General features: G+C 60.8%; 17 protein-coding genes and 1 tRNA gene. 7 read left to right on the top strand and 11 right to left on the bottom strand.

Features of this window, described 5'->3' with window-relative positions; translation table 11 throughout:
- Nucleotides 1–9: 9 nt before the first annotated feature.
- From ACQ66M_RS12100 to ACQ66M_RS12090, 3 genes are all read right to left on the bottom strand, one after another.
- The gene (locus ACQ66M_RS12100) at nt 10–543 is read right to left on the bottom strand and encodes a DUF805 domain-containing protein (RefSeq protein WP_350170670.1); all 534 of its coding nucleotides are present in this window, start codon (nt 541–543) and stop codon (nt 10–12) included.
- A 145-nt stretch (nt 544–688) separates the two neighbouring features.
- Complete coding sequence (locus ACQ66M_RS12095) at nt 689–1,225, bottom strand: DUF805 domain-containing protein (RefSeq protein WP_350170669.1); 537 nt, start codon at nt 1,223–1,225, stop codon at nt 689–691.
- Nucleotides 1,226–1,365: 140 nt separating this feature from the next.
- Complete coding sequence (locus ACQ66M_RS12090; RefSeq protein WP_350170668.1) at nt 1,366–3,369, bottom strand: acetyl/propionyl/methylcrotonyl-CoA carboxylase subunit alpha; 2,004 nt, start codon at nt 3,367–3,369, stop codon at nt 1,366–1,368.
- A gap of 147 nt (nt 3,370–3,516) precedes the next feature.
- On the opposite strand from ACQ66M_RS12090, the gene ACQ66M_RS12085 reads away from it, so the two are divergent.
- Nucleotides 3,517–4,485 (top strand): hypothetical protein, encoded by a 969-nt coding sequence (locus ACQ66M_RS12085; RefSeq protein WP_430404030.1) that lies wholly within the window; start codon nt 3,517–3,519, stop codon nt 4,483–4,485.
- A gap of 3 nt (nt 4,486–4,488) precedes the next feature.
- Here ACQ66M_RS12085 and ACQ66M_RS12080 read toward each other — a convergent pair whose 3' ends face one another.
- Nucleotides 4,489–5,436, bottom strand: coding sequence for a hypothetical protein (locus ACQ66M_RS12080; protein ID WP_430404028.1), 948 nt, complete (start codon nt 5,434–5,436; stop codon nt 4,489–4,491).
- Nucleotides 5,437–5,593: 157 nt separating this feature from the next.
- Between ACQ66M_RS12080 and ACQ66M_RS12075 the strand changes: the two genes are divergently transcribed.
- From ACQ66M_RS12075 to ald, 4 genes are all read left to right on the top strand, one after another.
- A complete protein-coding gene (locus tag ACQ66M_RS12075) occupies nt 5,594–6,409 on the top strand; it encodes an SDR family NAD(P)-dependent oxidoreductase (RefSeq protein ID WP_430404026.1) in 816 nt (271 codons plus the stop codon).
- Between the two features lie 175 nt (nt 6,410–6,584).
- Nucleotides 6,585–7,259: a TorF family putative porin gene (locus tag ACQ66M_RS12070; protein ID WP_350170664.1), complete on the top strand. Its 675-nt coding sequence runs from the start codon at nt 6,585–6,587 to the stop codon at nt 7,257–7,259.
- 170 nt (nt 7,260–7,429) lie between these two features.
- Nucleotides 7,430–9,247: a cation:proton antiporter gene (locus tag ACQ66M_RS12065; protein WP_430404024.1), complete on the top strand. Its 1,818-nt coding sequence runs from the start codon at nt 7,430–7,432 to the stop codon at nt 9,245–9,247.
- Nucleotides 9,248–9,308: 61 nt separating this feature from the next.
- A complete protein-coding gene (gene ald, locus ACQ66M_RS12060; protein ID WP_350170662.1) occupies nt 9,309–10,424 on the top strand; it encodes an alanine dehydrogenase in 1,116 nt (371 codons plus the stop codon).
- A 21-nt stretch (nt 10,425–10,445) separates the two neighbouring features.
- On the opposite strand, the gene ACQ66M_RS12055 is transcribed toward ald, so the two are convergent.
- From ACQ66M_RS12055 to ACQ66M_RS12025, 7 genes are all read right to left on the bottom strand, one after another.
- Nucleotides 10,446–11,369 carry a class 1 fructose-bisphosphatase gene (locus ACQ66M_RS12055; protein ID WP_430404022.1) on the bottom strand — a complete coding sequence of 308 codons (924 nt, stop codon included), beginning with the start codon at nt 11,367–11,369 and terminating at the stop codon, nt 10,446–10,448.
- A gap of 132 nt (nt 11,370–11,501) precedes the next feature.
- Nucleotides 11,502–12,038, bottom strand: a complete 537-nt coding sequence (locus ACQ66M_RS12050; protein ID WP_350170660.1) for an MlaC/ttg2D family ABC transporter substrate-binding protein — start codon at nt 12,036–12,038, stop codon at nt 11,502–11,504.
- Between the two features lie 206 nt (nt 12,039–12,244).
- A tRNA-Leu gene (locus ACQ66M_RS12045) sits at nt 12,245–12,331 on the bottom strand.
- 103 nt (nt 12,332–12,434) lie between these two features.
- Nucleotides 12,435–13,646, bottom strand: coding sequence for an acetyl-CoA C-acetyltransferase (locus ACQ66M_RS12040; RefSeq protein WP_430404020.1), 1,212 nt, complete (start codon nt 13,644–13,646; stop codon nt 12,435–12,437).
- A gap of 18 nt (nt 13,647–13,664) precedes the next feature.
- Complete coding sequence (locus ACQ66M_RS12035; RefSeq protein WP_350170657.1) at nt 13,665–14,438, bottom strand: enoyl-CoA hydratase; 774 nt, start codon at nt 14,436–14,438, stop codon at nt 13,665–13,667.
- Nucleotides 14,439–14,479: 41 nt separating this feature from the next.
- On the bottom strand, nt 14,480–14,968 hold the full coding sequence (locus tag ACQ66M_RS12030; protein WP_430404019.1) for a hypothetical protein: 489 nt from the start codon (nt 14,966–14,968) through the stop codon (nt 14,480–14,482).
- Nucleotides 14,965–15,738 (bottom strand): competence/damage-inducible protein A, encoded by a 774-nt coding sequence (locus tag ACQ66M_RS12025; RefSeq protein ID WP_430404017.1) that lies wholly within the window; start codon nt 15,736–15,738, stop codon nt 14,965–14,967. The genes ACQ66M_RS12030 and ACQ66M_RS12025 overlap by 4 nt, the downstream gene beginning before the upstream one ends.
- Nucleotides 15,739–15,840: 102 nt before the next feature.
- Between ACQ66M_RS12025 and ACQ66M_RS12020 the strand changes: the two genes are divergently transcribed.
- Nucleotides 15,841–16,281 (top strand): OsmC family protein, encoded by a 441-nt coding sequence (locus ACQ66M_RS12020; RefSeq protein ID WP_430404015.1) that lies wholly within the window; start codon nt 15,841–15,843, stop codon nt 16,279–16,281.
- 75 nt (nt 16,282–16,356) lie between these two features.
- Complete coding sequence (map, locus tag ACQ66M_RS12015; RefSeq protein WP_430404013.1) at nt 16,357–17,178, top strand: type I methionyl aminopeptidase; 822 nt, start codon at nt 16,357–16,359, stop codon at nt 17,176–17,178.
- Nucleotides 17,179–17,436 lie beyond the last annotated feature (258 nt).

Raw genomic sequence — 17,436 nt, 5'->3', positions numbered from 1 at the left:
TGGAGCAAGTCAGGAAAACGTATCGGATTGGGTTGAACCGCCGGGAGGGCCAAAGCGGTTGGTTGACGGGTCGGATCGCAGACGGGCACCGATCAGGCCGAGTATGCCGCTGGCGACCAGGAAGGAGGCGATCGTGGTCAGGATGGACGCGCGGGCCAGTTCCTGGGCGTGCTTGGCCATTTCCTCGATGGCGGCAGCAAAGTCACCTGCCTGGGCGAGCTTCTGGAATTCGCCCTGCATGGCGAAAGCCTGTGGCGACAGCACTGGGAGAAGGACCGCGCTGGCCAGTGTCGCGATGACAAAATAGCCGGCGAGAAAGGCCAGATAGATCCACGCCGAACGCCCGCCATCGTGCAGGCGCTTGCCGAACACACAGACATACGAGAACACGAGCGGGTATTGCAGCATGCCGAAAGCAGGTGACACCAGGCCTGCGGCGATCTGGACGATCATCATGGCGCCCGTCAGCAGGATCAGCCCGCGACCGAAATCGCGCGGGCCAATTCGACCATTTGAACTAAGCAGGACATATTTTACGTCCATCAGGGATAGTCTCCGTGGTGCGGCACCAGTCACAAGGCTCGTAACGACTTTAGCGCCTCTTATCAATAAACGATAAATTCATGCAAGAAAAAAGAGCCGGAGGGATGCCCCGGCTCTTCCTGAATTTATAATGGTTCGCCTGCGTTCAAGCGAATGTTTCTTCCGAAGGGCCGCCAGGAGGCGGTCCGAACTTGTTGGTGCCTGGTGTCGACTTGAACAGGCTCATGACGAATCCGACCACGCCGGTCACGATTGCTGTCGAAAGAATGTTCGGCAGGAGCTGGGCCTGCGCCATCTTCTTGGTCGCCTCCATCGTGGCGGCAATCATTGCGCCCGGATCATTGCTGGCTGCCATGTCTTCCATGTCCCGCGTCATCTGTTCCGACATAGCCATTGTATCAACACCGAACAGGCCAGGCAGGATCAGACCGAGCACCATGGACAGGATGATCGCCAGGACCACCATGCCGATTGTGATCCATCCGGTCATGTCAGCATCATGGAAGCGTTTTACGTGCAGTACGATCCACGGCCAGATGAACACGATGCCAAGCATGCCGAGAAACGGTGACGCATAAGCGGAAATGATCGACAAAACCGTACTGATGATGAACAGGATGATCACACCACGCCAATAGGTTGACTGGTCAATCCGTCCATTCGGGCTGAGATATAGATTCATGCTGTCCTCCCTGCATAAGCTTGCCTATACGTAGCGGAGTTTCCGCCATCAATCCAGTGAAAGACCAATGACAGGTTGTATGGCCCGTCGTGCAGCGGGTCAGGTGCGCGCAGGTTCGGTTGCCAGCCGGGGAAACCGGATCAGGCGAATTCGACCATGATTTCGTCGGCCGCGACGCTGGCACCTGCTTCGACATTGATCGATTTGACCGTGCCCGTGGCCTCAGCGCGGATGATATTCTGCATCTTCATCGCTTCGACCACGCACACGGCTTCACCGGCCTGAACTTCCTGACCGACGGCGACGTCCATCGACACGACAAGACCCGGCATCGGCGAGATAACAAGTTTCGACGTATCGGGCTTTTCCTTCTCCGGCAGGCGCGAGTGCAGTTCGGCAACAGTCGGTGTGCAGACGAGTGCGCGCAGCGCCACGCCGCGATGTCGGAAAAGGTAGCCTTCCGTCCGGTCGGCGAATTTCACGGCGAACGGCCTGCCATCCAGCATGCCTTCGACGAGATGCTGGCCCGGGTGCCAGTTGGTGACCAGCGTGTGTGGCTTGTCAGTGTCGATTGTGATCTGCGCGTCGCCATCTTCGCCAAGCTCCAGGTGCACGGGATAATGCCTGTCACCAAGAATCACGATCCAGTTCTGGCGTGGTTCAGGCACCGGCGACATGCGGCCCGACACGTGCTGCGCGCGGCGCGAATAGAATCCGTGCACATAGGCAGCTGCACAGATCAGTTGGGTCTCCTGCAGCTGTGTCGGCTCGGTGCCCAGGAACCCGTCCGGGAATTCGTCCTTGATATAGGCAGTTGTAATGTCCCCCGACCGGAAGCGGGGCTCGTCCATCACGGCAGCCACGAACGGGATATTGTCCTGGATGCCTTCAATGTGGAAACGGTCGAGTGCCTCGGCCTGGGTGTCGAGCGCCGTGTCGCGATCCTTGCCCCATGTGATCAGCTTGGCGATCATCGGGTCGTAGAACATGGAAATCTCGTCGCCTTCGCGCACACCGCTGTCCATGCGCACCACGCCTTCGCCCAGGGGACCTTCGGCCGGCGGGTGGAAACGCTTGAGGCGGCCGATGGACGGCAGGAAGTTGCGATACGGATCTTCCGCATACACGCGGGTCTCGACGGCCCAGCCATTGATTTTGAGGTCGGACTGTTTGAGTTTCAGCTTCTCGCCATAGGCGGAACGCAGCATCTGTTCGACCAGGTCGACACCGGAAATCATCTCCGTTACGGGGTGCTCCACCTGCAGACGGGTGTTCATTTCAAGGAAGTAGAACCCCTTGTCCTTGCCGGATACGACAAACTCGACAGTGCCGGCGCTGTCATAGTTGACCGCCCTGGACAGCGCGACAGCCTGCTCACCCATTTTCTTGCGCGTTTCAGGATCGAGCAGCGGCGAGGGCGCTTCCTCGATGACTTTCTGGTTGCGGCGCTGGATCGAGCATTCGCGTTCGAACAGGTAGATGCAGTTACCATGCTTGTCGCCCAGTACCTGGATTTCGATGTGACGCGGATCAAGGATGAATTTCTCGATGAAAATGCGATCATCGCCAAATGAAGATTGCGCTTCGGCCTTAACGGCCGGGAAGCCCTCTTCGACTTCCTTGTCATTGGCCGCGACGCGGATGCCCTTGCCGCCGCCACCAGCCGACGCCTTGATCATGACCGGATAGCCGATCTCCTTCGAGATTTTCACGGCATGCCTGGTGTCTTCGATCAGGCCCATATGGCCCGGCACGGTCGACACACCTGCTTCAGCAGCCAGCTTCTTGGAACTGATCTTGTCGCCCATGGCCTCAATCGCGTGCGCGTTCGGTCCGATCCAGCCGATGCCTTCCTTCTCGAGCCGCTTGGCGAAGGCGGGGTTCTCGGACAGGAAACCGAAGCCCGGATGAATGGCCTCCGCACCGGTCTGTTTCACCGCATCAATGATCTTGTCAGCAACAAGATACGATTCAGACGCCGGCGAACCGCCAATATAGACGGTTTCATCGGCCATCTCGACAGCCATGGAGCCGGCATCGGCGTCTGAATACACAACGACGGTCTTCACGCCGAGACGGCGACACGTCTTGATGACTCGCACGGCGATTTCGCCCCGGTTGGCTATCAGAATCTTCTTGAACATCTCACCCCTGGCCTGTGTCTCTTGATAATAATGTCCCGCAGTTAAGCCGGACATTCCGACTTGTCTACATTCCCGGCGGGTTAAGCCAGCTTGCACAGGAACAGGAACTATGTTAATAAGCGCTCACATACAATATGGAGTGCCGACATGTCCATCATTCGACTTGATCTGGATGCCCTGACCCGGAAAGGGGAAATTTCTCCTGACGAGGCCGTGCGCCTGAAAAATCTTGCCCTGCCGGACACGCGCAGCGGACTCATGGTCAATCTGCTGCTGATTTTCGGCGCAATTTCTGTTGCCGCCGGAACCATCGCCCTGGTGCCGAATGCCGCTACAGGTCTGGTTCTCGCCATTCTGGCTCTTGGGGGCGCCGAAGTCTTGCGCCGGGTGGACAGTGATGACTCCCTTAAAGTGCTCGGCGCCGGACTTGCCATGATGGGCGCGCTGGGCCTGGCCGGGTGGATCGGCTGGGAATTCAGGGATGTGACTGATTCGGCCTATCCTGCGCTGGGTATCGCCGCCGTGCTGGCCGCTGCAGCAGTCTGGTTCCGCTCGTCATTCCTCGCTGCACCGGCCGTGCTGGCACTCGGCGCGACACTGGGCTCCGGCACAGGCTATTGGCATGCGAGCTATGGCATCTTCGTGGAAGAGCCGACCCTCACCATCCTTGTATTCGGCGCCGTTGCGGCAGGCATCTTCGCGCTGAGGCGGAAAATTGCCGATGCCTGCAGCGCCGTTGCGACAATTGCCGCACGCACGGCCTTCTTCATGATCAACTTCGCCTTCTGGGTCGGCTCGCTATGGGGCGACCGGATCGGCGAGCACTGGCTGGCCCCGCGCGACTGGAGAGAGCGCAGCGACTGGCGCGAGGCGGCAACGGAAATTCCTGAGCTCGTCTTTACGCTCGGCTGGGCCGCGTTCCTCATCACGACGATCGTCAGAGCGCGTCGGGGCGGGTTCGTGTCGGTAACGTCAATCGTGTTCCTCGCCATCCATGGCTACACGCAGTATTTCGAGCTGCTGGGCGCCAATGCCACGAGCCTCCTGATTGGCGGACTGGTACTTGTCGGTCTCGCTGTCGGCGGCGCACGCTATGCCCAGGCCAGCCGGACCTGATCGTCAGGCCGCAATCGCCAGCCCCTGGGCAAAGCCCGGCGCTTCGACCTTGAGAAAGTCGATCAGGGCACGCTCTGCCAGGCTGACGGACCTGTCCGCACCCACTCGCGCAAGGAACCATGCGGCTTCATCGTCCACGCTGACATCGGCCTCGCGCAGAGCTGAATCCCGTGCGACCTGGCGGGCCGCCTGCGCCTTGGCCTCATCGCGGCTGATCTGATGGAACCAGCCATCTTCGGTGAAGGCGGACCGGACGTCCTCCAGGAACGTGCCCGGCTCGGGGCGCATGTCGCCGATCCAGTGCTCGCGCGACAACAGTTCCGGCTGGCTGGCCGGATCAGGATGGGCCCGCGCCATGAGGCGGTTGGCGATCGCGCGGGCAAACAGGTCGTTCCAGGACGGATCATTGAGAGCGTGCGCAACAAGGTCATTTGTCTGCACCAGCAGGTCGGCTTCATGCGCCGTGATCCAGTTCGATCGCTCACCCGCTGGAACGATCAGGGCGCGCCGGACGCGCTCGACATCTTCAGCAACGGCCTTGCCCAGAAAGGTGATGCGCGCGCACGCTGCCTCAAGCGCGAAAATGCCAAGCCGCTCCGGTACACCTTCGGCGTACCGGATGACCTGAAGCAGAAGGTCCACTTCCGATGCAATCGGCCCCGTCGGCCCGCGGCTGATCTTGTCGATCAGCCAGTCAGCTTCCTCTTCCGAAACCCAGTTGCGTGGATCGCTCTGGACCAGCAGGCTATCCTTTATCGCGGCAATGAAGAGGCGGTCCCATACAGGGCTGGACCCTGCGAGCTGAAAGTTAATGTTGAACAGGCCATCGGCATCGGTGAGGGATTCGATTCCGTGACCATACAATTCGGTTGCAAAAAGGTGAGCGTCGTATTCCGACACCTTCACGACATTCGAGATCTGCGCGACGAGCCCTTCAAACCCTTGATCCATCCCAGATGCCTCCCAGCAGCTGAACCTGCATAAAACACAACAGTTTCCGCTTTGTTGATTTTTTCATTTTGAAATCAATCGGAGGGAAATATTGACTTTACGCTGCGTCACCCCTCTTCAGCTTTCCATCAGATCAAACTCTCAGGGTGGAACGAACATGGCAGAACTTCGCGATCTTTCCGGGCGCACGGCAATGGTTACCGGGTCAGCCACCGGGCTTGGGCGATCGATCGCGCTGAAGCTGGCCGAGCGGGGCGCAGAAGTGATCATCAATTGCAGCCGTTCAGTATCGGACGCTGAGGCAACCGTTTCCGATTGCCAGGCGCTGGGCAGCCAGGCGCGTCTCGTGCAGGCGGATGTCTCCACCGAGGCGGGTTGCCGCATTCTGGCCAGGGCCGCCGGGGCAAGCGGCCGGCTGGACATTCTCGTGAACAATGCCGGCATCACCCGCCATGCGCGCGATCACGCGAACCTTGACGCCCTCAGCAAGGACGATTTCCTCGATACCTATGCCGTGAATGTTGTGGGGCCGTTCATGATGATGCAGGCCTGCCGTGAGCTGCTGGTTGCCAGCCACGCCCAGACGGGTCGCGCAGCGGCCGTGCTCAACGTGTCATCCATTGCCGGCGTGACGGGCATCGGCTCCTCCGTCGCCTATGCCGCGACGAAGGGCGCCCTCAACACAATGACCCTGTCGCTGGCCCGCGCGCTGGCACCGGCGATTCGCGTCAATGCAGTATGCCCGGGATTCATTGGCACCCGCTGGTTCAAGGATACGATGGATGAGGAGCAGTACCGTAAAATGGAGGCAGGCGTCGCCGCATCGGTACCGCTGAACGTGGCCAGCGGTCCTGATGACATTGCAGATACAGCCCTTTTCTTCCTCTCGGATGCCTCGCGCCACGTAACCGGCGAAACGCTTCTCGTCGATGCGGGCATGCACCTTGGATACGCCCCGCTCGTCGCAAGGTAATTAATCGCAGGACGCACAATCTACAGGCATTCCCAATACAAGCGTGCCTAAAATACCGGCGATCCGCCGGCGGAAATACGCCACAGGATAATTTACGTCGAATGCCCACGCCGCACGGGCAATCCTCGGTTTTGCGCTCCAAACAGGGAGTGGTTTGAAAACGGGGTACTACACGATGAAAACCAAGGTATCACGGGCGGGGGTCGCCCTTGTTGCTCTACTGGCTACGGCTGGCACAGCTGTTGCTGAAGGTGAATGGTCCGGCAACGTTGCCATCACGTCTGACTATGTCTGGCGCGGCATTTCACAATCGGATGAAGATCCGGCCATCCAGGGTGGGTTCGATTATGCCAACGGCATGTTCTACGCTGGCACCTGGGCATCCAATGTCGATTTCGGCGACGCGTCCGATACCAATATCGAGGTGGATTTCTACGGCGGCCTTGCCGGCGCGCTCGAAAACGGTGTCAGCTGGGATGTCGGCGTGATCTATTACGCCTATCCTGATGCGGACGAATCCGATCTCGACTTCGTCGAAGTCAAAGGTGCCCTCGGGTATGAATTCGCAAGCGGCGTCGCCGTCGGTGCGGAAGCCTACTATGATTTCGACAACGAGAACCTCTATCTCAACGCCACGGCAGGCTACGGTTTCACGGATGCCTTCTCGGCTGACGTGAGCGTGGGTAACTACAGCTTCGAGGGTGGCGGCGACTACACCAACTGGTCGCTTGGTGGCACCTACAGCCTGCCAATCGGCATTGATGTCGACCTTCGCTACTGGGGGACCGATGTCGATGACACCAGCATTGCCGACGAGCGGGTTGTCCTGACATTTGCCAAGAGCCTCTAGGCCACAGATCGCTCATCCAAAACTGCGTGTGGACCTGATTGCCCTCCCCCACACGCAGCACGGTGAAGGCCGCCAGTCCGAAACGGACCTGGCGGCCTTTGTAATTTCGCCGCAATCACCCTAGATTAAGCGCCAGACACGACAGCACCTTCAGGAGTATCTACACACGCATGGCCGCAGAGTTGACTCCCGTTGAAGCCCTGGTTCCCGCAATCACGCTCCTGGGCTTCGGCGCAGCAGCGGCCCTGGCATCAAAAGCCATGCGCCTCAGCCCGATTGTGGGATACCTGATTGCCGGCATCCTGATCGGGCCCAGCATGCTCGGCCTGATCGAGGAGAGCAGCGCGACTCACCTGCTGGCTGAACTTGGCGTGGTGTTCCTGCTGTTCGATATTGGCATGCATGTGTCCCTGCGCGAGTTGAACGAGAGCCGAAAGGACCTGCTGCGCCTGGCGCCGATGCATCTCTTCTTCAACGGTCTCGTCAGCGCCGTTGCCCTTGCCATGATCGGGGTCGACTGGCCGATTGCCATCGCCATCGGCCTCAGCCTCGGCCTCTCGTCCACGGCCGTCGTCGCCCGCATCCTGACTGAGCGCGAGCAGAATTCCTGTCCGATTGGCCGCTCGGCGACGCATATCCTGATCTTCCAGGACATTGTGGCCATCTTCCTGATGATCTTTGCCAGTTCGCTCGGCGATTCCGATGTCGGCGCGCAGGGGCTGGCCGGTCTTGTCTCGGACTTCCTTCTCGACGGCGCCAGCGTACCCCTCTTCGTCGCCCTCGGCCTGTCGCTGGTTCAGACGATCATCGCCTTCGGGGCCGCGCTGCTTACCGGCAAGTACCTGATCAATCCGGTCTTCCGCACGCTGGCCGCCACGCGCAATGCCGAAGCCTTCACCGCCTTTACGCTGTTGCTGGTTCTGGCGGCTGCTTGCGCCACGGCCGTCATTGGCCTGTCGCTCACACTTGGCGCCTTCCTCGCGGGCCTGGCCGTTTCGGGCACCCCATTCCGCCATCAGGTGCAGACCGAAATGGGCCCCTTCCGTGGCCTGCTCCTCTCCTTCTTCTTCATCAGTGTCGGCCTGTCGATCAACCTGCCCGCCCTGATGTCGAACCTGCCGCTCGTGCTGACCGGGGCCGCCGCCATCCTCATCGTCAAGACCGGGCTCGGCTATGCCGCTGCCCGCCTCAACCACTGGAGCGTGCCGGGAGCCACCCAACTCGCCTTCCTGCTCGCGCAGGGCTCGGAATTCACGCTTGTTGTCCTCTCGCTCAGCGCCATTGTCTCGGGCATCTCGTCCGGGCTGATGAGCAGCATCGTGGCCGCCGTGGCTCTTTCGCTCGCCCTCGCCCCCGGCTGGGCCGATCTCGGCGCACGCTTGTCCCGCCATTTTGCGCGGCAAAGCAGGACCACAACGGAACTCGCCAGGGCCTCCAGCGGCGGCGGAGAGCGGCCGGTCATCGTGATCGGCATGTCAGCCGCCGGGCGCCTCGCCATCGACGCCCTGATCGACCACGATATACCGTATATCGCCACAGAGGCCGAGCCGCAGCGTTTCCTGGCGGCCGTTGCTGATGGCTATCATGTCTCCTTCGGCGATGCCTCGAACATGAAACTCGTCGAGGCGGTTGGCGGCAGCAATGCCCGCGCCGTTGTGCTCGGCTTTGCCCGCTACGAAGTCTCACGCGAAGTCACGCCAACCATCACCCGCCGATTCCCGGAACTCATCCGTTTTGTTGCTGTCGAGAGCCGGCTGGACCTTGAACGCTATCTCGATCTGGGTGTGCGCGCCCACCTCACCGCCGGCCAGCCGAAAGGCATCGAAATGGTCGCAGACATGCTCTACACGCTGGACATTCCCGAAGACGAAATCCGCGAATGGATGGAAGAAGAGGCCGAACGGTTCAAGATCGGCGATGTCAGCAAGGAGCGCGCTGAAGACGCGAAATCCGACGCGGAATCGGACGAGGTCGAAGAAGCGGCCTGAGAAGGCTGGAATTTCGCCGGGCGCAGGTTTATAGGCATGGTTTGCCCCAGGGAGAGCGGACATGCGCATTGGTGTTCCAACAGAAATCAAAAAGCAGGAATCGCGTGTCGGGCTCACGCCTGAAAGTGTCGGCGAACTGACGCGGGCGGGCCACATGGTCAACATCCAGTCGGGGGCCGGGCTGGGCTCTGGCTTTGCGAATGACGCGTACACGCTTGTCGGCGCGACAATACTGCCCGATGCCGATGCCGTCTTCGGCGCCAGCGAACTGATCGTGAAGGTGAAGGAACCCCAGCCGGAAGAAACGGCGCGCCTCACCCCCGCGCACACGCTCTTCACCTACCTCCATCTTGCCCCGGACCCCGTTCAGGCCGCTGGCCTGATGAAGTCGGGCTGTATGGCGATCGCCTATGAGACCGTCACTGACGATGAAGGCGGCCTGCCTCTGCTGCGCCCAATGAGCCAGGTCGCCGGCCGCATGTCGATGCAGGTCGCGGCCTGGGCCCTGATGCGCACCAAGCGTGGCCGCGGCATCCTGCTCGGCGGTGTCCCCGGCGTTGCGCCGTCCCGGGTCGTCATCATTGGCGGCGGGGTTTCAGGCACCCATGCGGCGGAGATCGCCGTCGGGATGCGGGCCGATGTCACCGTGTTCGACCGCAACAATAACCGCCTCGCAGAACTGGACGAGCAGTTTCGCGGCAGCCTGAAGACAATGTATTCGACGGCCCATTCGCTGGCAGAAGCCATAAAGGATGCCGACCTGGTCATTGGCGCAGTGCTCATTCCCGGCGCTTCAGCGCCCAAGCTCATCTCGCGTGCACAACTCTCGACGATGAAACCCGGGGCGGTGCTGGTCGACATTGCCATCGACCAGGGCGGCTGTTTCGAGACCAGCCACGCGACGACCCACGAAGACCCGATCTATGATGTCGACGGCATCCTGCACTATTGCGTCGCCAACATGCCCGGCGCGGTGCCACGGACATCGACCTATGCGCTCAACAATGCCACCCTGCCCTTCGTCATGCAGATCGCCAGCAGGGGCGCGCGCGAGGCCATCAACGCCAACCCGCACCTTGCACGCGGACTGACCGTCGACGGCGGCAGGATTGCCCACGAAGCGGTCGCAAGCGATCTGGGTGAAGCCTATGTGCGGCCAGACTGGCTGACCGCCTGAGGCACCGCTTACGCGAACATATCAGCTGTGTTTGCGTTTCGCAGCTTCGACCCGTTCAATCTTGCTCTTCTCGCCGATGAAAACAGGCGTCTTCTGGTGCAGGCTTGCCACCGGCACGTCGAGAAGCGACTGGTCGCCATCGGTCGAGGCGCCGCCCATGGCTGCAATGAGGAATGACATGGGGATGGCCTCGTAGACGAGGCGCAGCTTGCCCTCTTCATAGCCCCTGGTATTGGCGCGCGGATACACGAAAAGCCCACCCTGCAGCACCATACGCTTCATGTCGGAAACCATGGACGCATACCAGCGCATATTGTGGGGCCTGGCAGTGCCGTTACGTGTGTCCAGCAGGTCGGCATAATGTTCCTGCAGCCATGTATCCCAGACCATCTGGTTCTGGCCATTGATCGCCAGGACGTCCGCTGAAGGCAGGCCGCCCTCAATCGGCAGGACTTTCCACGTGGATGTGTCCTGATTGAAGATGCCTTTGTAGACCTTGTCGCCATCCGCGAAATAGGCCTCCAGGTTCATTCCGAAAACAAAGAAGCCGCCGCTGACAATGTTCCGGCCATGGAAATCCCCGGCGACGTCTGCATTTTCGAAAACGCCAAAGATGGCACCGGACGGGATGCCCACCAGCGCGGATTTGGATCCGTCCAGCGGGTCCAGCGCGACGCTGTAGCGACCATCGGAAATCCTGTTCAGGCCGGGGCGTTCTTCGGACACGACATACCTGACATTGCCGTCGCGCCTGAGCGCATCGAAGAAGGCCTCATCAGCAATGACATCCAGTTCGATCTGGTCGTCACCGGATTCATTGCTGGACGTGGCAAACTTCAAACCAGCGCCTTTTTTGAGTTCGGCGTAGATGATTTCAGCCGCAGAAAACAAGGCGGCGTAAATTCCATCCAGGTTGGGGAGCTGGCTCTTGAAGGGCAAAGGCATTTTGCGACTGGTCCTGTGATGGTGTTGAAGCGGGAAACTGCCCTAATCGACGCACCATCACAACCAGGTTGAGGGCGCCAGTTCCTCTGACGCCCCCGGAAATTTTACCGTCTGCCGGTTACTGGCTGGCCTTCAGGAGTCCAGAGCCGCAATCGCATCATCAATCGTGGCACGCGGCTTGTCGAGAATGGCGGCGATCTGTGCGCGCTGCTCGATCGCGAGCCAGAGGCCGAGAACCTCGACATCCACGACGCGCCATGCACCATTGCGCTCAATCACCCGCCAGCGCACCGTCATCGGATCTTCGCCCTTCTGGGTCACCCGCGTTTCAACCACAGAGTCCCTGTCGCTGCGGTCCACAGACCCGATGACTTCGACCGTGGCGTTCTTCATCCTGTTTTTCTGGTCCTCGAACGTGCCGATGAGGAATTTCTCGAAGGCCGTCGTGAAACGTACCTGTTCATCCTCACTCAGGCGGCGTGAATGCTTGCCCAGCGTGAAGCGGGCAATGGCCTGCACATCAATGGCCTCGGTGAGGGGCGAGACACCTGTCTGGGTTGTAGAAATCTGACTGGCCGTTCCGGCGATCAGCGCTTCAGCCTCGGGGCTGGCCTGTGCGGAAAGCGCCATGATGGCGAAACTGGTAGAGACGATAAGCGTGCGCAACATTGTATCTTGTCCTTCAAGTCAGATTTTTCTGATCTGCCCTGTAGATATGTTTGGCCGCCCCCTCTTGTTCCCTCCCAAAACATATAGGTGTCATTCGGAACCTGCATGAGGCCGGTCAGTAAGATTTCAGCAAGTATCAGGCCATAAACGCCCGGATCGGGCGCGACTGTGGCTTTCGTGCGACATTTTTCGCGGTCTGGTGGAGTTGGTGCGGACGGCCGGGCTTGAACCGGCAAGGCCTTGCGACCGGCAGATTTTAAGTCTGCTGCGTTTACCAATTTCGCCACGCCCGCACTGGCATCCGTGACTATTCGCGACTGCCGTACTTGGCAAGCAGGCAGGCCATGATCGTCCAGCCTGTGCGATGCCCTGGGCGTCGGTCGCAGGCGTGGCCTTCTAGGTGACCCGCTCGAAGATGGCAGCCAGTCCCTGTCCGCCGCCAATACACATGGTCTCGAGACCGTAGCGGGCCTCGCGGCGCTCCATCTCGCGCAGCATCGTGGTCAGGATCCGCACCCCTGTCGCGCCGACAGGGTGACCGAGCGAAATGCCGGACCCGTTGACATTCAGCCGGTCCATGTCGCTGTCCGTCAGGCCCAGGGCCTTGGTGCAGGCAAGCACCTGGGAGGCAAACGCCTCGTTCAGTTCGATCAGGTCCAGATCCCTGATCTCCAGTCCGGCCTGCTTCATTGCCTTCTGACTCGACGGGACGGGTCCGATACCCATCACCTCGGGCCCGACGCCGGCCACCGACCATGAAACCAGCCGCCCCAGGGGTTTCAGACCATATGTGTCGGCTGCTTGGCGGGTGCAGACGATGCAGGCGGCCGCGCCATCATTCTGGCCCGACGCGTTGCCTGCCGTCACGGTCGCATCCGAATCAGCCTTGCCGCGGATCGCCCGCAACGAACCGAGTTTCTCAAGCGTCGAGTCCGCACGGATATGCTCATCCTCGGACACGATCGTGTCGCCCTTGCGGCCCTTGACGGTGAAGGGTGTTATCTCTGCAGCAAACTTGCGCGCCTTTTGCGCCGCCGCAGCCTTCTGGTGGGAGTTCCACGCGAACTCATCCTGCGCGTCACGGCTGATCTGGTAGTCACGGCGCAGGTTTTCCGCCGTCTCGATCATGCCGCCCGGCACCGGATGGAACCTGCCGCCAGCCGTGTAGCGTCCGCGTGACAGGCCGTCATGCAGGGTCAGGCCATCGCCCTTCATGCCCCAGCGCATCTCGATCGAGAAGAAAGGGGCATTGGACATGCTTTCGGCACCGCCGGCGATGACGAGATCATTTGCTCCCGTGGCGACCTGCATGATCGCGTTGATCACCGCCTGCAGGCCCGAACCGCAACGCCGGTCAATCTGGTATCCGCCCGTCGAAGTCGTCAGGCCGGCATCGAGAGCGACCATCCGGCCGAAAGCCGGCGCTTCCATCGTCGGGTAGCACTGGGCGAAAATACAATCCTCGACCGCTTCCGGCGCCAGCTTTGTGCGCGTCATGAGATCACTGATGACATGGCTGGCCAGTTCGTGCGCGTGCACTGTCTTGAAGCCGCCTCCAAATCCGCCGACTGCCGTGCGCAATGGCTCGCAGATTACAACATCTCTCATGGGATTATTCCTTTTGTTCTAGTTGAGTCCGCGACCGCGCTCGGTGACCTTCTTGCGCGCTGCTTCCACGCTCTCGGCCGTGACGCTCGCCGCATGCGCCGCTGAGCGCCGGATCTCTTCTTTCAGCGCGTCGCCGAAGGGCATGGCGAAGCCATCATCAATCATCTTCTTGTAGCCGCGCAGAAGGACCGGATCGCAGCTTGTCATTTCATGGGCCAGCTTGCGGGCGGCGGGCAGCAACTCGTCGGCCTTGTAGACCCGGTTGACGAGGCCCCAGCGCTCGGCCGTCTCGGCATCGAGGAAATTGCCACTGAAGGAGAGTTCCTTGGCGCGGCTGATTCCGATGAGACGGGAGAGTTTCTGCGACAGGCCCCAACCCGGCATGATGCCGACACGGGCATGAGTATCGGCGAATTTCGCATTCTCCGACGCGAGAAGGACATCGCACATCAGGGCGAGTTCGAAACCGCCCGTGATGGCAAATCCGTTGATCGCCCCGATGACAGGCCAGGGATACGCCGTGATTGCCCTGGCAATGTCGATGTCGCCGCCGTCGGCCCCGAGGGCAAACCCGGTCTCGCCGGCCTCCTTGAGATCTACGCCGGCGGTGAAGGCCCGTCCGGCCCCGGTCAGCACAACGGCGCGAATATCCTTGTCTTCCGCCAGTTCGGTAAACACGCGCGATATCTCGGCGCGCAAGGCCCGGCTGAGCGCATTCAGCGCATCAGGCCGGTTCAGGGTGACAATTGCGACGGCTTCGTCGCGCTCAACCGTGATGATGTTCTCGGCCATGCCGGGTTCCTTCCAGTGATCTTTTGTTTTGACGAGGCCGTTCAGGCCTGCCGTTTGCGGAAAATGTTCACGACTGCGATGACGAGCGCGATGAGGGCAATTGCCGCAGCGAGACAGAAGAGTCCGAATTTCAGCGGCGTCAGCCAGTCCTTGGCGTCCAGCACGTCAGCGGCGCCGGAAAGCGCGAGCGCCTGCACGGTGTTCTCGGTCAGGTCGACGATGATCGTCGCAATTGCCGGCAGCGCGGCCAGTCTGCCAAACCGGCCCCAGAAGCGCAGCGCCATTGCCGCGAAGAAGCCCCCATAGGCGAGGGGATAAGCAGTATCGAGCAGGACGGTGACCCAGAAATGCGCACAGCGCTGCGCATCGCTCAGGCTGGCCACCAGGGACCTGGCGTGTTCCCCCTGCGTGATCATGTCGAGATAAGTGCCCCCGACTGCACCGTTAAAAATGCCAAAGCCAAAACCTGTCAGCAGCTGCGCCACGAACAGCGCCCATATGATCGGTGTACGTTTTAAAATCGCTGTCACTTGACATCCTCCTCCATGCGCTCGGGCTTCACGCCGGTTGCCGCGATAATCCCTTCGAGCCGCAGGGTGACATTCTCAATCAGGTCTTCATGGATTGTGCTGGCAACAAGATGGACGCCATTGTCGCCCAGCGAACGGAACCATGGATAGGACCCAAAGGCCACATCCGGTATCTCGGCTGCCAGCGCGCCGAGCGGTTCGGCGATATCGCCTTCGCGCAATCCAATCCCGCGTATAGTGACCTTGTGCACCACCGCGCCCGTGCGAAGGCGCGGACCGATACTTTCCAGCATGCCGCGCGCAACCTGGGGCACCCCCGCCAGCGTGAACACATTCTCCATCTGGAACCCCGGCGCACCCGAAACCGGGTTGGTCACGAGAGTTGCACCGTGAGGGATACGCGCCATGCGGCGGCGGGCGGGCGTGAATTCGGTTTTCATCTCGGCATAGCGTTCCGAAAGCATGGCAATCACGTCCGGATGTTCGCCAATGCCCACGCCAAAGGCCGCCGCAATTGCGTCAGCGGTAATGTCATCATGCGTCGGGCCGATCCCCCCTGTGGTGAAGACATACGTATAAGCCGCGCGAAGTTCGTTGACCGCCTTCACGATGCTCGCCTGAACATCGGCAACCGTGCGCGATTCCATGACCGGAATGCCCAGCGGCGCGAGATATTTCGCGATCTGCTGGAGATTTATGTCGCGGGTGCGGCCCGAGAGGATTTCATCGCCGATCAGGAGGACGGCGGCAGTGGGCTGGTCATCGGACATGCCATCTGATGGCATGCCATCCAGGGCTCGCCAAGCCGGAACATGGCGGGGGGCCATGCATTTGATGCTATGATCCTCCAACTCACATACAAGGAGCTATCCATGAAACGCCATGCAACCGCTATCTGGAAAGGTGCCCTCAGCGATGGCACCGGAACGATCGATACGCAAAGCGGCGCCCTCAAGGCGCACGGCTATTCCTTCAAGTCCCGATTTGAAGACGAAAGCGGCAAGTCCGGCACCAACCCGGAAGAGCTGCTCGCGGCGGCCCATGCCGGATGCTTCGCCATGCAACTCTCGCACATGCTTGCCGAGAACGGCACCCCGGCTGACAGGTTGGAAGCTGAAGCTGTTGTGACCGTTGAACCGAAGGATGGCGGTGGCTTCAGGATCGTCAGCAGCGCGCTGACGCTTGTCGGCAAGGTGCCGGGCGCGCGTGAGGCTGACTTTCGCGAGACCGCAACCAAGGCAAAGGAGTCGTGCCCGGTCTCGGTTGCCCTCGGCGCCATCGAGATCAGCCTGGAGGCCAGGCTGGAAGCCTGATTAACACAGGCTCCGGGGTGGAAATTTGCGTCAATCGCTGCCACATTCAGCTGAAGAGACCTGAAAGCCTGAATCATGAATGACACAACAGCGCTCCTGCCCATGCGCACTGGCGAAATCCGCATCCACGATGCGGAAGGCTTTGAAGGCATGCGCAGGGCAGGACGCATCGTGGCCGAATGCCTCGACATGCTGGTCAGCGAAGTGAAACCGGGTGTCACCACGAAATATCTCGACGACCTGGTGCGTGAGTTCGTGCTTGATCATGGCGCACAATCGGCGACCATCGGCTATCGCGGATATCGCCATGCGTCCTGCATTTCGGTGAACCATGTGATCTGCCACGGTATCCCGGGCGCGAAGCCGCTCAAGGAAGGCGATATCGCCAATATTGACGTAACCTGCATCCTTGACGGCTGGCACGGCGACCACTCCCGCATGTACGGGGTTGGTGACGTAAAGCGCAAAGCCGAACGGCTGATGGATGTAACCTATGAAGCGATGATGGCCGGCATACATGCCGTCAAACCCGGCGCCCGGTTCGGCGACATCGGCGGCGCCATTTCGGAAATCGCCCGCCTCAATCGCATGTCGGTGGTCGAAGACTTCTGCGGGCATGGCCTTGGCCGCCTGTTTCATGACGAACCGAATGTCGTGCACTCATCCGACTATGGCACCGGTCCGGAACTGAAACCCGGAATGTTCTTCACGGTTGAGCCGATGCTGAACCTCGGCCGCAAGGACGCAGCAATCCTGCCGGACGGCTGGACCGCCGTGACACGCGACCGCCAGTTGTCGGCCCAGTTCGAGCATTCCGTCGGTGTCACCGAGACGGGTTTTGAAATCTTTACCCAGTCGCCCAGGGGCCTGCACACGCCCCACACCGTGAAGCAATAGGCCATGCCGGGGGGCGCGACGGCCAACCCGACACGAAACCGCACTGGCAGGGCCATCGCGAGCGGTTGCGCGGCAGGTTGCTGTCGCGCGGCGCCGACCTGATCAAGGTGGACGGTACCGGCGAAACGGTCGCGGTCTGTCCCGGGGCAGTCGCGGAGGTTCAGTCTCGTGTGGCGCGGGAGGAAATCCGGCGGCGGCCCGCCATTTCGTCCTGGTCATCCCTGATCGACTATGTTCGCGCCGCGTGCAGCATGAGAA

Origin of the sequence: Hyphomonas sp. (assembly GCF_965284475.1) — a bacterium.
GTDB lineage: Bacteria > Pseudomonadota > Alphaproteobacteria > Caulobacterales > Hyphomonadaceae > Hyphomonas.
Note: the sequence above shows the minus strand (reverse complement) of the source record. Positions and strands in the feature narration are given on the sequence as shown.

Coding starts and splice junctions, on each gene's coding strand:
- ACQ66M_RS12075 (WP_430404026.1), top strand. CDS start 5,594: ATGGCAGAACTTCGCGATCTTTCCGGGCGCACGGCAATGGTTACCGGG.
- ACQ66M_RS12020 (WP_430404015.1), top strand. CDS start 15,841: ATGAAACGCCATGCAACCGCTATCTGGAAAGGTGCCCTCAGCGATGGC.
- ACQ66M_RS12080 (WP_430404028.1), bottom strand. CDS start 5,436: ATGGATCAAGGGTTTGAAGGGCTCGTCGCGCAGATCTCGAATGTCGTG.
- ACQ66M_RS12025 (WP_430404017.1), bottom strand. CDS start 15,738: ATGTCCGATGACCAGCCCACTGCCGCCGTCCTCCTGATCGGCGATGAA.
- map (WP_430404013.1), top strand. CDS start 16,357: ATGAATGACACAACAGCGCTCCTGCCCATGCGCACTGGCGAAATCCGC.
- ACQ66M_RS12065 (WP_430404024.1), top strand. CDS start 7,430: ATGGCCGCAGAGTTGACTCCCGTTGAAGCCCTGGTTCCCGCAATCACG.
- ACQ66M_RS12085 (WP_430404030.1), top strand. CDS start 3,517: ATGTCCATCATTCGACTTGATCTGGATGCCCTGACCCGGAAAGGGGAA.
- ald (WP_350170662.1), top strand. CDS start 9,309: ATGCGCATTGGTGTTCCAACAGAAATCAAAAAGCAGGAATCGCGTGTC.
- ACQ66M_RS12070 (WP_350170664.1), top strand. CDS start 6,585: ATGAAAACCAAGGTATCACGGGCGGGGGTCGCCCTTGTTGCTCTACTG.
- ACQ66M_RS12035 (WP_350170657.1), bottom strand. CDS start 14,438: ATGGCCGAGAACATCATCACGGTTGAGCGCGACGAAGCCGTCGCAATT.
- ACQ66M_RS12095 (WP_350170669.1), bottom strand. CDS start 1,225: ATGAATCTATATCTCAGCCCGAATGGACGGATTGACCAGTCAACCTAT.
- ACQ66M_RS12100 (WP_350170670.1), bottom strand. CDS start 543: ATGGACGTAAAATATGTCCTGCTTAGTTCAAATGGTCGAATTGGCCCG.
- ACQ66M_RS12050 (WP_350170660.1), bottom strand. CDS start 12,038: ATGTTGCGCACGCTTATCGTCTCTACCAGTTTCGCCATCATGGCGCTT.
- ACQ66M_RS12090 (WP_350170668.1), bottom strand. CDS start 3,369: ATGTTCAAGAAGATTCTGATAGCCAACCGGGGCGAAATCGCCGTGCGA.
- ACQ66M_RS12055 (WP_430404022.1), bottom strand. CDS start 11,369: ATGCCTTTGCCCTTCAAGAGCCAGCTCCCCAACCTGGATGGAATTTAC.
- ACQ66M_RS12040 (WP_430404020.1), bottom strand. CDS start 13,646: ATGAGAGATGTTGTAATCTGCGAGCCATTGCGCACGGCAGTCGGCGGA.